General features: G+C 41.0%; 13 protein-coding genes. 4 read left to right on the plus strand and 9 right to left on the minus strand.

Annotated elements, in window-relative coordinates:
- Nucleotides 1–292: 292 nt before the first annotated feature.
- Together N483_RS09580 and N483_RS09585 are read left to right on the plus strand one after the other, a co-directional pair.
- Complete coding sequence (locus N483_RS09580) at nt 293–796, plus strand: DUF2867 domain-containing protein (RefSeq protein ID WP_023401029.1); 504 nt, start codon at nt 293–295, stop codon at nt 794–796.
- Nucleotides 793–1,350 (plus strand): TetR/AcrR family transcriptional regulator, encoded by a 558-nt coding sequence (locus tag N483_RS09585; protein ID WP_023401030.1) that lies wholly within the window; start codon nt 793–795, stop codon nt 1,348–1,350. Before N483_RS09580 ends, N483_RS09585 begins: the two co-directional genes overlap by 4 nt.
- A gap of 89 nt (nt 1,351–1,439) precedes the next feature.
- Here the strand turns inward: N483_RS09585 and N483_RS09590 are convergent, their stop codons facing one another.
- The 8 genes from N483_RS09590 to N483_RS09630 all read right to left on the minus strand — a co-directional run bounded on the left by N483_RS09590 (nt 1,440) and on the right by N483_RS09630 (nt 9,824).
- Complete coding sequence (locus N483_RS09590; protein WP_023401031.1) at nt 1,440–2,204, minus strand: ribonuclease H family protein; 765 nt, start codon at nt 2,202–2,204, stop codon at nt 1,440–1,442.
- A gap of 340 nt (nt 2,205–2,544) precedes the next feature.
- Entirely contained in the window at nt 2,545–3,417 is an 873-nt protein-coding gene (locus N483_RS09595; RefSeq protein WP_023401032.1) for a PD40 domain-containing protein, read from the minus strand.
- Nucleotides 3,418–3,507: 90 nt separating this feature from the next.
- Entirely contained in the window at nt 3,508–4,365 is an 858-nt protein-coding gene (locus tag N483_RS09600; protein WP_023401033.1) for a PD40 domain-containing protein, read from the minus strand.
- A 590-nt stretch (nt 4,366–4,955) separates the two neighbouring features.
- Nucleotides 4,956–6,035: a serine hydrolase domain-containing protein gene (locus N483_RS09605; RefSeq protein ID WP_023401034.1), complete on the minus strand. Its 1,080-nt coding sequence runs from the start codon at nt 6,033–6,035 to the stop codon at nt 4,956–4,958.
- Between the two features lie 398 nt (nt 6,036–6,433).
- The gene (locus N483_RS09615; RefSeq protein WP_023401036.1) at nt 6,434–6,802 is read right to left on the minus strand and encodes a DoxX-like family protein; all 369 of its coding nucleotides are present in this window, start codon (nt 6,800–6,802) and stop codon (nt 6,434–6,436) included.
- A gap of 62 nt (nt 6,803–6,864) precedes the next feature.
- Entirely contained in the window at nt 6,865–7,596 is a 732-nt protein-coding gene (locus N483_RS09620) for a carbon-nitrogen hydrolase family protein (protein WP_023401037.1), read from the minus strand.
- A 291-nt stretch (nt 7,597–7,887) separates the two neighbouring features.
- Nucleotides 7,888–8,400 carry a hypothetical protein gene (locus N483_RS09625; protein ID WP_023401038.1) on the minus strand — a complete coding sequence of 171 codons (513 nt, stop codon included), beginning with the start codon at nt 8,398–8,400 and terminating at the stop codon, nt 7,888–7,890.
- 671 nt (nt 8,401–9,071) lie between these two features.
- On the minus strand, nt 9,072–9,824 hold the full coding sequence (locus tag N483_RS09630) for a hypothetical protein (RefSeq protein ID WP_023401039.1): 753 nt from the start codon (nt 9,822–9,824) through the stop codon (nt 9,072–9,074).
- A gap of 402 nt (nt 9,825–10,226) precedes the next feature.
- Between N483_RS09630 and N483_RS09635 the strand changes: the two genes are divergently transcribed.
- Entirely contained in the window at nt 10,227–11,522 is a 1,296-nt protein-coding gene (locus N483_RS09635) for an amidohydrolase (RefSeq protein WP_419555108.1), read from the plus strand.
- A gap of 64 nt (nt 11,523–11,586) precedes the next feature.
- On the opposite strand, the gene N483_RS09640 is transcribed toward N483_RS09635, so the two are convergent.
- On the minus strand, nt 11,587–12,366 hold the full coding sequence (locus N483_RS09640; protein WP_023401041.1) for an ion transporter: 780 nt from the start codon (nt 12,364–12,366) through the stop codon (nt 11,587–11,589).
- 532 nt (nt 12,367–12,898) lie between these two features.
- Here N483_RS09640 and N483_RS09645 point away from each other — a divergent pair.
- Nucleotides 12,899–14,728: a hypothetical protein gene (locus tag N483_RS09645; protein ID WP_023401042.1), complete on the plus strand. Its 1,830-nt coding sequence runs from the start codon at nt 12,899–12,901 to the stop codon at nt 14,726–14,728.
- Nucleotides 14,729–14,830: the final 102 nt, after the last annotated feature.

Raw genomic sequence — 14,830 nt, forward strand, 5'->3', positions numbered from 1 at the left:
TATTAATTTAGCAATGTAACATATAATAATTTCCGCACCTAATGCGTTTAACAAACTGACACTAATATATCAGGTCAGGCGGCACAGTCGTGTAAACTAATGTAAAACCTTCAACACTAGCTGTATTGATAACTAATAACTTCATGTATTAGTCAAAACCAGTAATGAACCCTTTCACAAATCTAGTCATACTCTCGTACTAACTTCCAAATCACTAACCAAAAGTGCTTCACAACAAACCATACCGCATGGTATGGTTTGTGTATTGTTTAATCACATTTAGGTAAAACATATGTTTTCAGCAATTTCCTCCCTCGTTGCCCCCTTTAATGATCGGTTAGCTAACAAGGCACAGAGTAACCATTTTAGAGATGCACTGGTTATTTCAAGAAAGCAACACGCCCTTTCGCCAAGCGAAACACAACACGCCATTTTCAATTACATGCCTAGCTGGATCACAATGCTCATGCGTTTGCGAAATAGACTAGTAAAACTGCTCGGCTTTAAAGTTGGACAAGCCAACTTCACAACAAGCAAAACAGAATTGGAAGTTGGTGATCAAGCTGGCTTTGTAACTGTTCTAGAAAAGTTTGCAGATGAGATTATTTGTGGTGCAGAAGATAGACATATGCACTTTTATATCTCGGTTAGGTTAGACACAAACAACATCATCGTATCTACGCTAGTGAATAAAAAAACCTTACTTGGTAAAGCCTATGTCAATGCCATCTTACCTTTTCATTATGTCATTGCTCGCGTAGTGATAAATAGTGCTCGTAAAGCAGGCAGAATATGACAAACTATCACATTTCTGAGACCAAAAAGGACTGGTTAGAATTTGCGCTCAAAGTATTAATGAAAAATGGGCCTGAACAGCTAAAAATACAACCTTTGTGTGATAAAAAAGGGGTATCAAAGGGTTCTTTTTATCATCACTTTGCGTCAAGGTCGGACTTTATCGAGCAGTTGATGGAGTACTGGTATCAATCGATGACGGTTAACTTTATTCAGCAAGCCAATCAAGCCGCTACCCCTATTGAGCGACTTGAAAAGCTAGATAAGGTCATTGCGAGCCATAATACAGAGGCCGAGTTACATATCCGTGCATGGGCATTAAAAACCCCCAGCATAAAAGCTCATCTAGAAAAAATAGATCAACAACGTATTGCCTACTTAGCTGAATGTTACTTAGGACTCGGGCTCGAGGAACAAGCCGCTGCTGATCATGCCATGATGGCGTATGCTAATTTTCTGGGGATGCAGCAAATTCATCCGACACCTGATACAGAAGAAGTGTTGCGGATCACTGCTTTGGGGATGAAGTCACTGCTTTCACATAAACAAGACTAACACACTGACTATACTCGTTTTTAGTGCTTAATGGAGCCCCGTATTAGTGCTCCATTTGCTCGACTATTACGCCGTTAAATAATGACATATCAACCTGTTCGTAACGCTAAAATTTCCGAAATATTATTTGTCTCTTGAAATTGAACAAGATCTTTATCTTTTGAGTCAATTGCCACAATTGACATCCTATCAGCCAATTCATTCCCCTCAATACCAACATGACCGTTAACATGGTGAATTGAAATTTGCGCAGCTATGTCTTGATACAGTTCATAGGTGGGTTTGATGATATCCAAGTTTTTGATTTCGCCATCCGATTTAGTCCAACCTTTTTTCTGCCAACCCATTGCCCACTTGGTAATACAGTCGATGGAATATTTCGAGTCACAAAATATGCCCACACTTTTACCACTTGCGAGCACCTCTTTAGCAATACGCAAGGCCTGATTCAAGCCATGGAGTTCTGCGGTATTATTTGTCCCAACAGGTTGATATAACCCATACCAAAGTGCACTGAGTTGGTTGTTTTCATATACGGCCAATCCTGTGCCTGCTTCTCCCGGGTTAGGCTCACATGCGCCGTCGGTAAATATTTTGACATTATAAGGCATAGCGTCAATTTGCATTTGTGAAAGAGGTTGAGGCTTTGGTTTGCTATATTTAGAAGCAGTCTTTCTCGCCTGTGACTCTTTGAGTTGAGATTTTTTCCCAAATGCCAATTCAGCTTCTTCTAGTGTTGGAAATGACTTAAATTTCGCACCAGCAAAACCATCAACGAGCGACTGGCACTTCTCCCAAGTCGTAAAGATACCTGTCTCTCGACCTTTCCAAACAACATAGTACTTTTTTGCCAAACTCTTCTCCTCGCTCAAATTATTTGCATACACGTCACCCTAATTCACTTGAACTCGATTGTTGATAGAGTCATTAGGAGGGTTGAGCGCTCATTTTCCCCGACAGTGCCACGACTGTCACGCAAATTTATAAAAAGGAGACTAAAGTCGCTCCTTTCCAGCAAAAAACCCTGCTAGGAGAGCGAAAATCTAGCAGCCAACCACCTGAACCCCTAATTCAAAACTTGCCTTGTTTAAAGCATGATAATGAAAGCGATAAAACATCCATTTTAAGCTGCAAGTTAACCAGTTAGGTGTGTATATAGGCTAAAATGGATGTCGCAAACTAAGCTAGAATAAATTAAAGCTTAGGCCTAAGATCCTCGATAATTTTTGCGTCAACCCAATATATGTCTATATTGGTATTTTCTTCTGTTCCCGAGTTTCTATTGAACAGCATATATTTACCGTCAGATGTCACGCCAGCCGCCGCTTCCCAAGCCTTTGTGTTTACTTTATCCCCTAAGTTAATTGCAGCTCCCCAAGCTCCATTTGGTTGCTTGAAGCTAATGTAAATATCGGCATCACCATATCCACCGGGTCTCTCTCCATCCCAAAGAATATAAGACTCATCGGGTGCAATAAAGGGATGTGCGTTCCATTTCCCTGTATTGATCACTTTACTCAATGGTTTGGGCGCTTCGCGCTTTCCGTCCACCAAGCGTGAATAGCGCAAAACACCGTTACCACTTCTATCTGCATCGTCAAATACATAAGTGCCCTTTGCTGATGCGGTCAGGCGCATGATAGGAAGATCCTTAAATGATGGCGCTAGCTGTTTTATTTCAGACCACCCACTGTTTGTTCGTTCCTTATATCGTTTCCCCAAATGCATCTTTTTTCCATCTGGCGAGATAAATGGTTGCCCTACTCTTTTTGAAACAACCGACTCATGCCAGCGGTTATTCTTATATTGAAAAACAACAAGCTCTTGGCTTTTATCTATTTTTCCCTCTCGTAAAAAGTAGAACTCCTTTAAATCTGGGGTAAAAACCCCCCCGTATTCCCACCCTTGTGTCGTAACAACACCTGGAGCAAATACTTCTGGCGTTAAGCCCGGCGGTTTTTGACCGAGGTAGGGCCCTTCTAGGATAGCCGTACTTTGATGACCAAGGCTTTTTTGGCTAACAGCGAATGTAATAAGCAGGGATACCAAACAATAAGCACGTTTCATATTTACCACCTGAAATTAATACGTCTTAAAACAATGTGAGCTAAGCTACATAGCCATCGCTCACCAACAGTGCATTGACAGTAACTTTGCTCAAAGCTTGGCTTTAAGCTCTGCAATAAACTGTGCATCTACCCACATGACGTCGGAGTCTCCATCACCAAACTTTCGATTAAAGAAAAAGAACTTGCCGTCAGGCGACACAACTCCACCAGTATCAGGACCAGCTGTATTTATCTTGTCCCCTAAATTAATTGCATTACTCCATGAGCCATCGTCCATTTGAAAACTAATATACAGGTCAGTTGCACCAAAACCGCCCTCCCGTTCACTGTCCCAAATAATGTAGCTTTCATCCGGCGCGACAAAAGGGTGTGCTGTCCACTTACCTGAATTAATTTGTTTACCAAACGCTTTAGGCGCTTGTCGTTTACCATCAATGACCTTTGAATAGCGAATGGTGCCAATTTCTTTCCGCTCATCAAATACATATGTTCCATTCGCAGATGCGGTTAACACCATAATGGGAATTTCGCTAAATGGTGCGCCTAAGCTTTTTAGTTCCGACCACCCCTTTGCTGTGCGCTCTCTATATTTATTGCCATCATGCATTGTTTTACCATCTGGGGAAATCGAGCCGCCCATTTGGGGTGCTAACACCACCTCTTTCCAGCGGTTATTTTCATGCCTGAAAACAATCGCAGTATTTGTTCTCTTTTTACGGTTATATCGCGTAAAGTAGTACTCTTTCATATCTGGAGTAAATCGACCTGTCCAATCATGATGCTGTTTGGAAACGATACCCGGAGCAAAAACTTCCGGTGTAGAGCCTGGCGGCGTTTGTCCAATATAAGGACCCTTTAATCCTGCTAAGCCATCTTGAGCATGACTTACGCCACCGATCATCAGCACAGAAAGCAATATGGTTTTTGATAGGTAAGTGGATTTCATGGTGTTTATTCCTTAGTTATTCAATCGACAATTTATTCGATTTAGTTTGAGCTAATTTACAACCAAATTAATCCAACCGACCTTTAATTACCTTACGTCCTTATGACTTCTAAATGATTTTTCCTGAAAGTGAGTTCTGATTGCGACAATTAACCTTCTTGAATCTCAATAGTTCGATTATAAGCTTTAATATCAGATATTTAATAACGCATAATTTCTCTTTCAAAATGCGCCTTAGTCAATTGATTTCGACCAACCTCTCTGTGTTCGTAGCCTGTAGAGTCGACCCCCATATATCATATTGCTACCATCACTCCAAAGTAATCACGGCTTTTTGCTGGGGGCCTGCTTTACTATTGCAACCCTCACTGACCATTGCCAATACAACACAAATGGGGTGATAAATGCGGCTAATAAACTACTTTTTTGATGTCAATGAGCTATGACTGTAGATAGCGCAGCTTTGAAATACTTTGCGCGAGTACGATATAACGCAGATTTTTCCTAAAAGCATGTATTATTGTACTTTTCTTGTTCATCACACCTGAACTTCAGGTGCCAAGTAACATTTTGACGCCTAGGAAACCCGCTCATTCTGCTTTTTGTATGAGAATGACTTCTTCCAATAGTGGCGCTAAAGGGGACCACGTATTCCCGGTGATACCATATGTCGTATCACTTGACGGGATATGATAGATAGTGGAAACATAACCATTTAAAGCTCCACCTCTTGTGAAAGCAAGTTGACCTCCTAATTGGGTAATTTCTATGCCAAGTCCCACTTGTTGACCTTGGTCATTACGAACAATATCTTTGTTCTTGTAACGGCAAGGCGTAGTCATTTTATTAAGCGATGCTGTAGTGAGCACTTTCCCAGAAAATATAGCTCTGAACAGCTTGATATAAGACGTTAAATTCCCTCCCAACGCTCCCGCGCCACCTACTACACGGTATTCAACGGGATCCTCATATACAGCACTGCCGAATATACCTTGCTCATAAGCTGTAACCAATGCAGGTTGGTAAAACGAATCGCCTAAATAATACAAATTAGGGTCGTTAGCCTGTGGGAATATCTTCTCCCTTAAGAAGTCACCGATAGGTTGATTGGATAAGTGTTCAATAACCATGCCCAATAGAAAAAAACCAGTATTGTTGTAGCTATATCTTGTTCCCGACTGAATCACGACTGGCTTTTCGTTGAGTTTGTCTACAAACTCTTTTTGAGATACAGACTTTTGCCATTGGTAGTTTTGGAATTGTTCTTCATTAAATACATCTGGTATTCCAGATGTATGACATAGTAGGTCTTCTACGGTAACTTGCTCAAAGTGCTTTAATTCAAAAGGAAAATGCTGTTGTATTGTGTCCGTTGTTTTTAATAAACCACGCTCCTCCAACAGTAGAATCGCTGCTGCGGTCACTGTTTTGGCGTTAGAGCCGAGCGATATAAGGCTACTTTGATTGAATGGTATAGCAAGTGCTTTGTCCGCAAACCCATATTGTCTACTCGCTATCGTCCGCTCACCTTTAACCGCCGAAATAGCCAAACCTACATAACTATTTTTAGACGAGAACTCTGCTATCGCTCGATCAATTTCATCATCAGCATTTTCATGCTGGTTGCACCCAATAAGCAATAAAAACACCGCACTGTAGATAAGTTTCATATGGTCACCATGGTGTAATTACCAATACAAGGGAATGGAAATAAATAGAAATTATCAATTGAAACAAACACACTTTTTAAATATACCCCTACCGCCAAAAAACATGTTTTGTAATACTTTGACTCTTAATATCGTACGTCAAGGTGACACATAATGTTGACGGACAGCCTCTATACATATTGCGCAAACTTGCTGCGAATGCCTGGGGGTAAATACGGATCTGACAACTTGTGTGGTCGCAATTTGTATCGAAAACCAGCTCTTTATGCACAAATCCTTGGTCTTTAACCCAACCTTGTGCTGATTTTAGCGCCGAAGGTTCACTCCTTGAATCAGCCAAACTGCCAATACTATATGTGATTAGTATAACGAGTAAGCCAGCAACAAACCTGCGCATTTTAGCCTCTTTGGCTATCTTTGAGCAGCAAATAACTAAACGCGATAAGAGGAATATTCGTCGTTACAGGATTAAAAGCTTCAATCAATAGTTGCGGCTGCAAAACAGCAACTGCAATCAACAATAGTGTTAGCCCAATAACATTGAGTATGTTCATGACTTTGTATTTATAAAACATAAAAAACAAAACACCAAACATGACCTCGCCCACTCCGGCTATCTTCGTGATCAGCGTCGATATGTCGTCTGGGAAGCCGGCACTAGACATAATCAATTGCTCTATTGGTGCGACATGGACTAGCTTTGGAAAAATACCATGATATAGCCAAGCAAAACTAATGACATAGCGGGCAATTTGAATCGAAGACACGGCCTCTCCTTTTGTTATTTTTACAACCAACTCGAAAATACATGTAAATCAATGAATAAACTTTAAAGCTGGTACACGTTAGCAATCCAAACACCACTGCAACTTTCTGCAACTACCAGCGCATCTTCAGAGATCCCAGCTTGGGCCAATAGTTTATTTTCATGCCAAATGGCGCTTTTACCCACCGAAGGCAAACCGCCACTAGGCTTGTTATAATTGGCGATGGCGACCAGCATGCTGTATTCCGACGCATAGGTAGACCATTTTTTTGCATCATTCCCATACCCTTGTGGTGTTATCAGAACACCGGCTACATAAATTATTGCACCAGATTCAGCACAAGTTTTTGCATGCTGTGGATTGATGGTGTCCGCGCAAATTGCATTGGCGATCAGTGTTTGCTCTATTTCCAATAAATGATATTTATCGCCGCTGCTAAAATATTGTTCTTCGCCTGCATGAAGGTATATTTTTTCGTAAGTTTCAATATTGCCATTATCATGAATAATGATTAAACCAATTTTTGGTAGCCCATTTGAGAGCAACGGAGCACCAACACCAACCGATATATTATATTTTTTTGCAGCTGCGATAAGAGGGTCAAGACGAGTATCATCTACCGCCATAGCCATCTCAGCAGCCAATTGAGGCTCGTACCCTGACAGTGACAACTCAGGAAAAACTAAGTAATTTACGCCTAGAGAACTTGCCTTTTCAATATACCTAAGGTGATTCTCGATGTTTAATTTTATATCACCTTTAACTGAGCTGCTTTGCGCTACTGCTATTTTCATAGTTCTTTATTAGACTCCAAGATAAATCATCGTCGTGTTAAACCCCACTCTGGCGCTGGCTCGTACTCAAGCCATTTAAATCGCTGCGATATCCAAAAATAAAAAAGCCAAAGCATCATAAAGCTCTGCTCTAAAATCCTTTGGCATGGTCAAATTCCAGCCAAGGTTATTGGCAATCTGCGCCTGAATAATAAAAGTGCATGGCAAGTAGCGCAGCAAACCCTAAGCTTGTCTTGAAAGGCGCTTTTTAGCATATACGTTTATCACTACCACTAAATATACGCCTGTGCTTTAATAACTTGCTACGTGTTCTTCGCGTATTAATAAGTCTATTTCTTCTTGCGGTCTCATGGGAAATGGCGCTTCTGGGTAGGTTGATGTTCTGAGCAAAATATCATTTTTTATATAAAAAAGGTATTTATAGGTTTTAACCGCATCCGCGTCATCGATGCGCGGTTCAACTGGCTGACCGCAAACATAAATCTCTTCTATGATCTCATCAACCGGGCGCGTTTCAATTTTATTCTTTAGTGCTGATGTTGTTTTGCGGTGTTCCCCTTTTAATACTCGCTCTACATCGAAGTGCACCCGGTAGTAATATCCAGTTGACTCATCCACATCACTCACATTAACGGCGCGACCAATTGCGATAAAGTCTGCTTCTTTCGCCACCCTTAACGCAAATTGTTCTTCTAGCTCTCTAGAGGCTTTGAGCTCTTGTGCAAATTCAGCAGCTGTCGGTTCACAGGCCAATACGGGAGTAGAGATACAACATAATAAAAGAATAAAAATTGCAAACTTCATGTATGCTCCTTTTAAAAATTAACCTTTCAATTTTAAATAGTTCTCTAACGGTAGTGCGATCTTGTTCACAGATAATTTAGCGAAGTTTCCGCCAAGACATATTATTACGGCTGCAAGCATAACGGAACTGCGAAGTTGAAATTTTTAGACTCCGGTATTACGGTATTACGGTATTACGGTATTACGGTATTACGGTATTACGGTATTATTGACCCGCTACCATATAAAGACTAATGATGTTGCACTAATAATGTACTTCAATTTTGTTTGCCTAAAACCCAACACTCTTTAGATAAGAGTAATTGCCACACCCTAGTGCTATAGATAGAAAACAGAGGAGCCCCAAGCCTACGCAGTTTTTTGATTAATGTTTAAACTTATTAGGAAATAATGAGCTAGCACAGTGCAGGCTTAGTTATTTACCCTATTTGATATGCGATATGCGATATGCGATATGCGATATGCGATATGCGATATGCATTTTAACTGCGCCTTTAGTCAATCTCATTTACTTTCTTGGATACAACTTATTTTTTGTCCTATAGACGCTAATACGGATGAGAAAAATAGGGTCGTCATTTACCTCTTGAACACCTGTTTACCTACTCAATGACAGCATTCAATATACGACTTCCCTATACTTTCACTTTCTTACTTGCCTAACTGATACATTAGTATGAATAAACCGTGATCTCTCTGGTCGGCGCTGGGTTATGATCAAACCCTAAGTCCCAAATCTCAAGTGCTCGAGTTGTACCACCTGCATTTTTACAAACAATTTCCGAGACCATAGTGTCATATGACAAACCACCACCAGCCAGCGCTATGCCTTCAATACTGAAATACGCACTGTTAAACGGAGTTCCGTCTTTTTCCTCAATCACATTTGGTGTCAAACCAACTAAATTGGAATAAATACATTGGCCATCTGGAGCATTATTATTGATAAACGCTGTGGATGAATAATCGATGTTTTTGTAATACCAAGCATGATCGCCAGATGTCCAGCCAGAGGCGACTACATCCCCCTGCCAAGTTATTTGGGGTGCAGCTGGCACTTTGTGGAATACCGTATAAGTTTGGTTTGCACTATGACATGTAATTTTCAGTGCTTTTGGTGTGCTTTCATACCCTTCAGGGATCGCGCCATTTATTGCTGTATTGCCTTGTACTGCCAACTCTGCAATTGGTTGCCAAGTATTTTCATTGATCACACTTGCGCTGGTACACTGTGCGTCAGGAGTAGTGACTGTATATAGCGCTGAAATATGCAACGCTCTACGGCTCTGAACGACAACTTCACTGATTGGACCCTGAGTATACTGAGTGCTAGCACCTGCTTCTAAATCTGCGTCGTAGACAATTTCGTTTGAAACAGCTGACATGGAAACAACCGCACAAACCAAAGATAAGCTTTTAATCATTGTAACTCCTTTTAACCTTTGTTGGATTAAATTTAATATTAAGTTTTATAGTTCATAATGTGGGTACTGCATCCTCACTATATTATTGCGTTGTGCACTGTCAACATCACATTATGTCTAATACCAACCCTATCAATATTCTGTTAATCACACGCTAAATTGCATGATTTGTGACATAGCTTGAAAGCCTTAGGAAAAACGAAATATTAAAAAGCAGAGCGATTTATAAACTAAAGAAAATCACTTCTACTGTATTTTGCTCCCCACTGAAATAACCCCTGCAGTGTATACACACAATTCCCCTTGTTATAACCCCTCGTCTCATTTTGTTTTTTCTACGAATTTTGTCTGTTATTTTGATATTAAACAATAGACAATCATATGAGAAGGGATATGAAAAACATAACAAAAAGCCTTAGTATTGCCATGCTCCTAGGGGGGCTAAACGTGCCAACTCACGCATCTACAGACCAGTCCAGCTTACTTAAACAAGTTGAATCAAAAGTCATAGAGTGGCGCAGAGATATACATCAAAACCCTGAACTTGGTAATCGAGAGGTACGTACTGCTGCAATGGTATCAGAGCACCTAAAAAACCTAGGAATGGAGGTCGAAACAGGGATAGCTTATACCGGTGTTGTAGGCATGTTAAAAGGAGCCAAACCCGGCCCCACAGTGATGTTACGCGCTGATATGGATGCATTACCAGTGACAGAAAAGACCAACCTTTCTTTCAAATCAACCAAAACCACCAATTACCGCGGTGTTGATGTCGGTATTATGCATGCTTGTGGCCACGACACGCATGTCGCTATGCTTATGGGCGCAGCCGAAGTACTTGCAGGTATGCGCGATGAACTTGCTGGCAATGTCATGTTTGTTTTTCAACCAGCAGAAGAAGGAGCGCCAGAAGGTGAAGAAGGTGGTGCTGAACTGATGCTCAAAGAAGGGATCTTTAAAAAGCACAAACCAGATGTCGCATTTGGTTTGCACATCACATCCAAGCTAAATGTAGGCCAAATTGGTTATCGAAGTGGTCCAACAATGGCGAGCGCAGATAGGTTTGAAATCAGCGTTAAAGGTGAACAAACACATGGCTCTACGCCTTGGGCCGGCGCAGATCCAATCGCCGCTGCCGCGCAAATTGTATCGGGCGTAAATCACATTGTAAGTCGTCAAATAAATATTACCAAAGAGCCTGCAATCGTATCATTTGGCAAGATATCTGGCGGTGTACGTAACAATATTATTCCAGAAGAAGTCAATATGGTCGGTACGATTCGTAACTTTGACATGGACAATAGAGCTCAGATCTTTGATAAAATCAAACATACCGCCGAGCATATTGCGCGTGCATCTGGCAACGAAGCTGAGGTAAGCATTTACGAGGGCTACCCGGTGACGGTCAATGACCCCGCACTGACAAAACAAATGCTGCCGTCCCTTAGTAAAGTAGTAGGTAAACAAGGCATGATTGAAATGCCAAAAGTGACCGGCGCAGAAGATTTCTCATTTTACGCGATGGAAGTACCCGGTCTGTTTGTCTTCTTAGGGGGAACACCTAAAGGCACAGATCCAAAAGACGCAGCTAGCAACCACTCTCCCTATTTTTTTGCTGATGAGTCTGCTTTTAAACTCGGCACACGCGCGTTAACTGAGTTTACTTTGGATTACATGGCTCAATCCAAAAATAAATAGGCTTGGTAAGGTGATGCGCTTCATTCGCATCACCTACAACTGTGTGAAACCCGTTATTAATACACTAGCGTTTAGTCTGCTTTAGAAGTGCATCTAACTTTGCCTCAACACGCAATATATCTTCTTTTGATGCAACATTAGGCTCTGTTCCCCCTTCTTCTTCATGCATAATTTGCATTGCATCTACGATAATACCGATGAATAAGTTCAAAACAGCAAAGCTGGTGATGATGATAAAAGGAACAAAGAATAGCCAAGACTGTGGGAATAGCTCCATAGTTGGTCTTACTATACCCATTGACCAACTCTCTAGCGTCATCACTTGGAACAAAGTGTAAGCAGACGCGCCGATACTACCAAACCATTCCTGCATATTTGGATCTGGATGCTGACCAAATAATTTAGTCGTCAGTACTGCTGACACATAAAACACAATCCCCAATACCCCAATTACAGAAGCCATTCCCGGTAGTGAATGGCCCAAGGCCCCAATAACTCGGCGCATCTGAGGTACAACGGAAAAGAGTCTTAACACTCTTAAGATTCTGAATGCACGTAGAACTGATAACGCGCCACCAGCTGGCACCCAAGAAATGGCAACTATGATGAAGTCGAAACAATTCCAACCAGATTTGAAGAACTTGAAACGATAGACAATCAGCTTCAAAAGCAGCTCTAAAGTAAATATGATTAAGATAACGAAGTCAATTTTATGCAGTAACCCTGCGTTGTCCTTGCCGAATTGAGTCGTTTCCAACCCTAACGTCACAGCATTAAATAAAATCACTGCAATTAAAAAGTTTTGAAATGATTTAGCCTCTACTAAAGCTGTCAATCTTGACATAAAAGTGTTTGAAGATGTCATGGTTCTATTTTAGGAAAATAAAAGATAAACAATGATTTGGTGTTTGGGCTTTTTTGTCAAGCCTTATCAAAATCCTCTCATCATGATAATCGTTGTGCCCTCTACCTGATTTACCAACGTCGACTATAGACATAAATTACATTAATCCCATAAGGCTCGTAGTGCCGTCAAAATTAGTAATTCATCTCTTCATTGTGTCTAGCTACTAAAATGGCAACCATCAGATGATAAAGTTCAGGCAATACAACTCGCCATCTAAAGCCGCACAGTTAGTTGAGTGCTGAATTAATCAGCAATAAACATGAAATTTAAACAACAATTTTATATACATAGCCAAGATATCAGACTGCCATCATTCACTACTTCAAACAACCACTGAGACTAATAACAACCAACCCGTTCATTTTGACAACATATTACCGCTTGTTTTTTATACAGTAGATTGTATATTTTATATTGACAGCGATGTCAAAACACTTTCCTAATACAACATGAAAAGAGCAACAACATTATGAAAAAGCTTTCAATAAAGGCCATTTATGTGGCCGTCCTTTGTGGCCTGTGCAGCCAAGCAGGAGCAATACAAACGATAGATGAAACGCAATATCGCCAATTATTACCAACCTATCAAGGTGCGACAGACTATCGAATTTTACTCGCAGACAAGGTAACTGTTAATTATCACTGTGAAATCATAGAAACACCTGATGGAGGCTACGATATCGATAGAGAGGGATGCAACAAGCCGGGGCAGTTTTACCATATAGATTGGCAAGGAGAATTCCCAAATGAAATTAACTTGAGTATCAGGGGGGTTCCTTCGTCCAATACGATTGTTGAGCATAAATTGTGGGCCATCGCATTTGCACATGCCAGTGCATCAAGTCGAATTCAAATGCAGTACGGCTTGCGCAAAGGGGCTGATGGTACTTTTGACTTGAGCAAACCTTTCGCAACAGGGGAACGCTTTGGCGATTACTTTGAGCGCCAAATGAACCCAAATTACTTTGTCTCAAAAGGCCTGCAAGAAAGCTCTCTTGGTAAAGATCTACCTGCTGGAGTAGACGAAGATGATGGCGTGCTACAAATAGAGTACCCGGGCAGTGCTTGGGCGGAACTACAAGGTGTAGTTGGCGGCGGGTTTCCACTGCCATTTAAGGACCTCGACCCTAAAACAGTATTGAGCTCTCACACCGGACCCGCGAGAAATATTTTAGGTTCTTCTTTAAGCAGTGGGTTTTATAACGGTTCTGCACTTGCAATAGTCAGTGGTTCTTTGCCCTGGAATCAAGGTTCCGACCTTTCTCAAGATTCAATGCATTTGTTTTTGCAACAGTCAAAAGACCCTGATGCACTGACTATGCTGATGTCTTTTATGTATAACCGCGGGCCTTATGCTGCAAAAGATCAAATATTGCGCTCCCAAGAGGTATTTGATCACTGTGTCTCAATCGCAGAGGACTTAGAAGACGATTGGACATGTTTTCAAAAACAAAATGATTTTGGCGCTCGTTACATCAGACAGATCCCTGACGTAACCAACACTCTGTCACAAGCTGCAGCTCAGGGGAGTAACTATGACGCTCAATTAAGTTGGACAGATATCTCCAATTATTTAACTTTATTACAGAATTATGGTTTCTATTCGGAGTCTGTTATCGATAAAGCCAAAGTTGCTGCACAAGCGGCTTTTAACGATTTACAAAGCAATGAAACCATTTCATACCAAACACAGTTTGGTCAGGTTTTAGAACAAATTATGGTGAAACTGCCTATCTATGAGTTAGGTGAAGGTGGTCCATATGACGAACAAGGAAAGAAGCAGTTCTACCTTTACAACTACACTCAACAAACCGCACTTGTTGTTGCAAATAACGAAACTAATCAGGCTGATGTTAACGAGTTTGTGTTAGCACAAAATCGTATTGCCGTTGATATCAATGGCCAATTCACCCAGTTAAAAGCAAGTGGTGGAACATATGACTGCACCGATGAAGCAAATACTGCGTTGGCAGCACTTAAGGCAAGTACAGATGAGACCTATGTCTCTTTAAGTGAGCAACTTAAATTCAAGTTTGAAAACAATGTATGTACTTTCGAACACGGGCCTCATACTCCTCCGCCTCCTGTGAAAGATGGATATTGGGATCCAAGCCAACTATATAACCAACCAGGCCAAGTCGTCATTGACGCCATCGATTGCCATGAATATCGCAATGAATGGTACATAGTTGGTGGTAATGCGCCAAGCAAAGCATTTAGTTTGGACCCGTGGGGTGTATGGCGACGTATATCCGAACGGCCTAATAGCGCTTGTTTAAGTGATAAAACAAACAACTAAGGCTTAAAGATTTTTATTCATACTTACCATGTACCAAAGGGTCAAAACCAGACCCTTTTTTAACTTAAATTGACGTAATATTTAAGAGCAAAACTTCAATGT

The sequence above is a fragment of the Pseudoalteromonas luteoviolacea NCIMB 1944 genome (assembly GCF_001625565.1).
Taxonomy (GTDB): Bacteria; Pseudomonadota; Gammaproteobacteria; order Enterobacterales; family Alteromonadaceae; genus Pseudoalteromonas; species Pseudoalteromonas luteoviolacea_F.

Bases quoted from the DNA above. Each gene is read 5' to 3' on its own strand.
- N483_RS09580 (WP_023401029.1), top strand. From the start codon at position 293: ATGTTTTCAGCAATTTCCTCCCTCGTTGCCCCCTTTAATGATCGGTTA.
- N483_RS09585 (WP_023401030.1), top strand. From the start codon at position 793: ATGACAAACTATCACATTTCTGAGACCAAAAAGGACTGGTTAGAATTT.
- N483_RS09595 (WP_023401032.1), bottom strand. From the start codon at position 3,417: ATGAAACGTGCTTATTGTTTGGTATCCCTGCTTATTACATTCGCTGTT.
- N483_RS09600 (WP_023401033.1), bottom strand. From the start codon at position 4,365: ATGAAATCCACTTACCTATCAAAAACCATATTGCTTTCTGTGCTGATG.
- N483_RS09605 (WP_023401034.1), bottom strand. From the start codon at position 6,035: ATGAAACTTATCTACAGTGCGGTGTTTTTATTGCTTATTGGGTGCAAC.
- N483_RS09620 (WP_023401037.1), bottom strand. From the start codon at position 7,596: ATGAAAATAGCAGTAGCGCAAAGCAGCTCAGTTAAAGGTGATATAAAA.
- N483_RS09625 (WP_023401038.1), bottom strand. From the start codon at position 8,400: ATGAAGTTTGCAATTTTTATTCTTTTATTATGTTGTATCTCTACTCCC.
- N483_RS09630 (WP_023401039.1), bottom strand. From the start codon at position 9,824: ATGATTAAAAGCTTATCTTTGGTTTGTGCGGTTGTTTCCATGTCAGCT.
- N483_RS09640 (WP_023401041.1), bottom strand. From the start codon at position 12,366: ATGTCAAGATTGACAGCTTTAGTAGAGGCTAAATCATTTCAAAACTTT.
- N483_RS09645 (WP_023401042.1), top strand. From the start codon at position 12,899: ATGAAAAAGCTTTCAATAAAGGCCATTTATGTGGCCGTCCTTTGTGGC.